General features: G+C 54.5%; 5 protein-coding genes. 2 read left to right on the forward strand and 3 right to left on the reverse strand.

Annotated features, from left to right (window positions below; translation table 11 throughout):
* On the reverse strand, positions 1-612 hold a 612-nt coding region (locus VN114_RS08885), incomplete at its 3' end, for a DUF1294 domain-containing protein (protein ID WP_325514043.1).
* Entirely contained in the window at positions 609-1,637 is a 1,029-nt protein-coding gene (murB, locus tag VN114_RS08890; protein WP_325514045.1) for a UDP-N-acetylmuramate dehydrogenase, read from the reverse strand. The genes VN114_RS08885 and murB, both read right to left, overlap by 4 nt.
* 136 nt (positions 1,638-1,773) lie before the next feature.
* On the opposite strand from murB, the gene VN114_RS08895 reads away from it, so the two are divergent.
* Together VN114_RS08895 and VN114_RS08900 are read left to right on the forward strand one after the other, a co-directional pair.
* On the forward strand, positions 1,774-2,259 hold the full coding sequence (locus VN114_RS08895) for a YajQ family cyclic di-GMP-binding protein (RefSeq protein ID WP_325514046.1): 486 nt from the start codon (positions 1,774-1,776) through the stop codon (positions 2,257-2,259).
* A gap of 80 nt (positions 2,260-2,339) precedes the next feature.
* Positions 2,340-2,972 (forward strand): retropepsin-like aspartic protease family protein, encoded by a 633-nt coding sequence (locus tag VN114_RS08900; RefSeq protein WP_325514048.1) that lies wholly within the window; start codon positions 2,340-2,342, stop codon positions 2,970-2,972.
* 65 nt (positions 2,973-3,037) lie between these two features.
* Here the strand turns inward: VN114_RS08900 and aroG are convergent, their stop codons facing one another.
* On the reverse strand, positions 3,038-4,105 hold the full coding sequence (gene aroG / locus VN114_RS08905; protein WP_325514050.1) for a 3-deoxy-7-phosphoheptulonate synthase AroG: 1,068 nt from the start codon (positions 4,103-4,105) through the stop codon (positions 3,038-3,040).
* Positions 4,106-4,191 lie beyond the last annotated feature (86 nt).

The following is a 4,191-nucleotide window of genomic DNA, read 5'->3' on the forward strand; positions in this document are numbered from 1 at the left end:
ATTCATTAGGTGCAAGACAGGTTTGCCGAGAGGCGTGAACAACCAGATCACGAAACAGCAATGCAGGAAAACGGTTGCCCAATAGACTTCCTGAAACGATCGCTTGCTCGATTTATGACGGAACATGCGCTGCGCAAGCAATGCCCCAGGCCAGCCACCCAGCAACGACAATAAATGCAAAGTGCGCTCCGGCCTGCGCTGCGCAGCTTTGCGCGCAGCTTCCTTGTCGAACAGATACAGAAACCATGTGATCACATTGAGCATGGCGTAAAAGACCGGGACTTTCCAATGCAGAAAACCGAGAACCGACAGCGCTACGATCAGGACGACAAACGCCAGTGCAAAATAGAGTGGCAAGGATGTTTCACGCCTGACAGATGCACGTTGTCCGCCCTGTCCTGAAAATTCGACATGCGCTGCCTGTACACGTCCCTTGCGATCGACAGCATGCACGTACGTAACGCTATCATTGAGAACAGGGCGACGCCTGCGTGTGGAAAATGACTTGATATGCAGGAAGAGTCGTTGGCCATCGCCATTTTGCGTGATGAAACCAAAACCCTGCTCATCGCGCCACTCCGTAATTTTTCCTTGATAACGGAGGGTGCTCACAGAAAAACCGGTTCCGGTTCAAGCAGCACATCAAAACGCTGTGCAACATCCGACTGGATCGCAGCGGCAAGTTTCGCGATGTCCTGTCCGCTCGCACCACCGCGATTGACCAATACCAGCGCTTGGTTCTCATAGACGCCGGCTGCACCGGCAGTTTTACCTTTCCAGCCGCATTGATCGATCAACCAGCCGGCTGCCAGTTTGACACTACCGTCCGGTTGCGCATGGTTCACCAGTTGCGGATAACGCTGCAGCAAGGCATCGCGCTTCTCAATGGTGACCACGGGGTTCTTGAAGAAGCTGCCTGCATTGCCGACGACAGCCGGGTTCGGTAGCTTGCGGGTACGAATCGCAATCACCGCATCGCTGATTTGCCTGGCTGTCGGCTCGCTGATGCTGCCTGCCGCAAGTTCCTGTGCAACATCTGCATAGCGAATGTTCGGTTGCCAGTTCTTCGGCAAAGCGAACGTGACATTCAGTACCACCGCACGATCGCGCAACTCGTGCTTGAAAATGCTGTCGCGATAGCCGAAAGCACATTCGGTCTTGTTGAGTACGCGCGTTTGACCTGTTTCAAAATCGAACATCGTCAATGAATGAAAGCGATCCTTGATTTCGACTCCGTAGGCACCAATATTCTGGATCGGTGCAGCACCCACACTGCCTGGAATCAGCGACAGATTCTCCAGTCCGCCCAGATCATGATCCAGCGTCCACTGCACAAATTCGTGCCAGCTTTCGCCCGCTGCCGCGCGTACATAGGTTGCATCGTCATCTTCAGCGACAATTTGCACCCCTTTTGACTGCATATGCAGGACCAGCCCCGGGAAATCCTGCGTCAGCAGAATATTGGAACCTCCGCCAAGGATAAGCCGCGGCATCGCGGTCAAAGCGGCAACGTTTCGGACCTCTTCCAATGCGGAAACGCAGCTCACGGACAAATAGGCGCGCGCGCAGGCATCCACGCCAAAGGTATTGAGGCTGCGTAGCGAAAAATCGGTTTGGATTGGTAGGGAAACGGCCATAACCGGCGATTATAATCGCCCGCCTAGCCACCCGGTTTTTTGTCCGCTAGAATGACCCGCTGACCGGATTACCGGACGTCGACACACCATGTCGACGACGCATCCTGCAAGAACAAATACCGTAAAGGAAAAAAACATGCCCTCTTTCGATACCGTCTCCGAAGCCAACATGGTCGAAGTCAAGAATGCTGTCGATCAGGCCGGCAAGGAAATCTCCACTCGCTTCGACTTCAAGGGAAGCGATGCCCGCGTCGAACAAAAAGATCGCGACCTGACAGCGTATGCGGATTCGGAATTCCAGCTCAATCAGGTTCTGGACGTATTGACCGGCAAACTGGTCAAGCGCAATGTGGACGTACGCTTTCTCGATCGCGGCAAGATCGAAAAAATCGGTGGTGACAAGGTCAAGCAAGTCATCAAGATCAAGAACGGCATCGAAAGCGAAGATGCCAAGAAAATCGTTCGTGTCATCAAGGACAGCAAGATGAAAGTGCAAGCCAGCATTCAAGGCGATGCGGTGCGGGTGACCGGCGCGAAGCGCGACGATCTTCAGGCCGCGATGGCGATGCTGAGGAAGGAAGTCAAGGATCTGCCACTCGAATTCAACAACTTCCGTGACTGATTGAGCGTGATCGCCGCAATGTTGGCAGACCGCTGTTTATCCGATTGAAGCAACCCCTCCGCTCCTTGTGGAATCCGCCAATGAACATTCGATTGCTAGCCTCCGGTTTGTGCTTCGCTGCGCTTCAAGCGCAGGCAGCAGATATCAGCGTCATCGGCGTCTTCCCTGACAAGGCAGTACTGGTCATTGATGGCGGTTCGCCGAAAACCTATTCAGTCGGCAATACTGTCACGACGGGCATCAAGCTGGTTTCCGTCAACAAGAACGGCGCTGTCTTCGACGCCAATGGCAAGAAACAGGCTATCGATCTCGGCGAACACATCAATCGCATTACGCCATCCGGTATCACCTCCGTGACATTACAGGCTGACGGCCGTGGCCATTTCATTGTGCAAGGCCAGATCAATGGCGGGACGATGCGCATGCTCGTCGATACCGGTGCGTCGTTGATTGCACTGTCGGCGGCCGATGCAAAACGGCTGGGCATCGACTATACAAAAGGAAGTCCGATTTATATCAACACCGCCAACGGCACAGTCCGTGGTTACAAGGTCAAGCTGGACTCCGTGAAAGTCGGCGACATCGTTCTGAATCAGGTCGACGGCGTCGTGCAGGACAGCGGCCTGACCTTTGCACTGCTCGGCATGTCCTTCCTTAATCGAACGGAAATGCGCCGCGACGGCGAACAGATGGTATTGACGAAGCGATTTTAAAAGCGACAACAATAAAAAAGCACCGACATATCGGTGCTTTTTTATTTCTACAGCCGATCATTCAGTCAGGCATCCGGATCCTTGACATGCCGACGCTGCTTGACCGCTTCCGCCAGACCTTCCAGCACGTCCAGGCTGTCTTCCCAGTTGATGCAACCATCCGTTACCGACTGACCGTAGGTCAGTTCCTTGCCCGGGATCAGATCCTGACGACCGGCGACCAGATGCGATTCGACCATCACGCCGACGATGCGCGTGTCGCCACCCGCAACCTGCTTTGCGATGTCGGCACAGACCGGAATCTGGTTCTCCGGCTTCTTCGAACTGTTGGCGTGCGAGGTATCAATCATCAGACGCGATGCGAGGCCGTTGGCTGCGATGTCCTTGCATGCCTGTTCGACACTGGCTGCATCGTAGTTCGGCGTCTTGCCGCCGCGCAGGATGATGTGGCAATCCTCGTTGCCCAGCGTGGAAACGATGGCGGAGTGGCCACCCTTCGTCACCGAGAGGAAATGGTGCGGTTGCGATGCAGCCTTGATCGCATCGACGGCGATCTTGACGTTGCCGTCGGTGCCGTTCTTGAAACCAACCGGACATGACAAACCTGATGCCAGCTCGCGATGCACCTGCGATTCCGTCGTGCGTGCGCCGATCGCGCCCCAGCTGATCAGGTCGGCGATGTATTGCGGACTGATCACGTCGAGGAATTCGGTGCCTGCAGGCAGACCGAGTTCATTGATGTTCAGCAGCAGTTCGCGCGCCGTACGCAAACCATCGTTGATACGGAAACTGTTGTCCATGTAAGGATCGTTGATCAGACCTTTCCAGCCGACCGTCGTGCGCGGTTTTTCGAAATAGACGCGCATGATGATTTCCAGCTCGCCGGCGTGACGCTCGCGCTCCTTGATCAGGCGATTCGCATATTCCATCGCCGCCTTGGTATCGTGAATCGAGCACGGGCCGATCACGACCATCAGGCGATCGTCCTGACCGTGCAGAATACGATGCAATGCATGACGCGCATCCGATGCAGTCGTGGCTGCCTTTTCAGAGCAACCGAACTCGCGAATCAGATGCGATGGCGGTACCAGTTCTTTCATTTCCTTAATCCGTAAATCGTCTGTGCGAGGCATGTTTTTCTCCAGTCAGAATCTTTGCTGTCAAATAAAAAACCGCCATCGCGGCGGTTTTTTAAAGAATTTCGGTTTGGGCTTTTTTA

The sequence above is a fragment of the Oxalicibacterium sp. genome, assembly GCF_035565035.1.
Lineage (GTDB): Bacteria > Pseudomonadota > Gammaproteobacteria > Burkholderiales > Burkholderiaceae_D > Oxalicibacterium.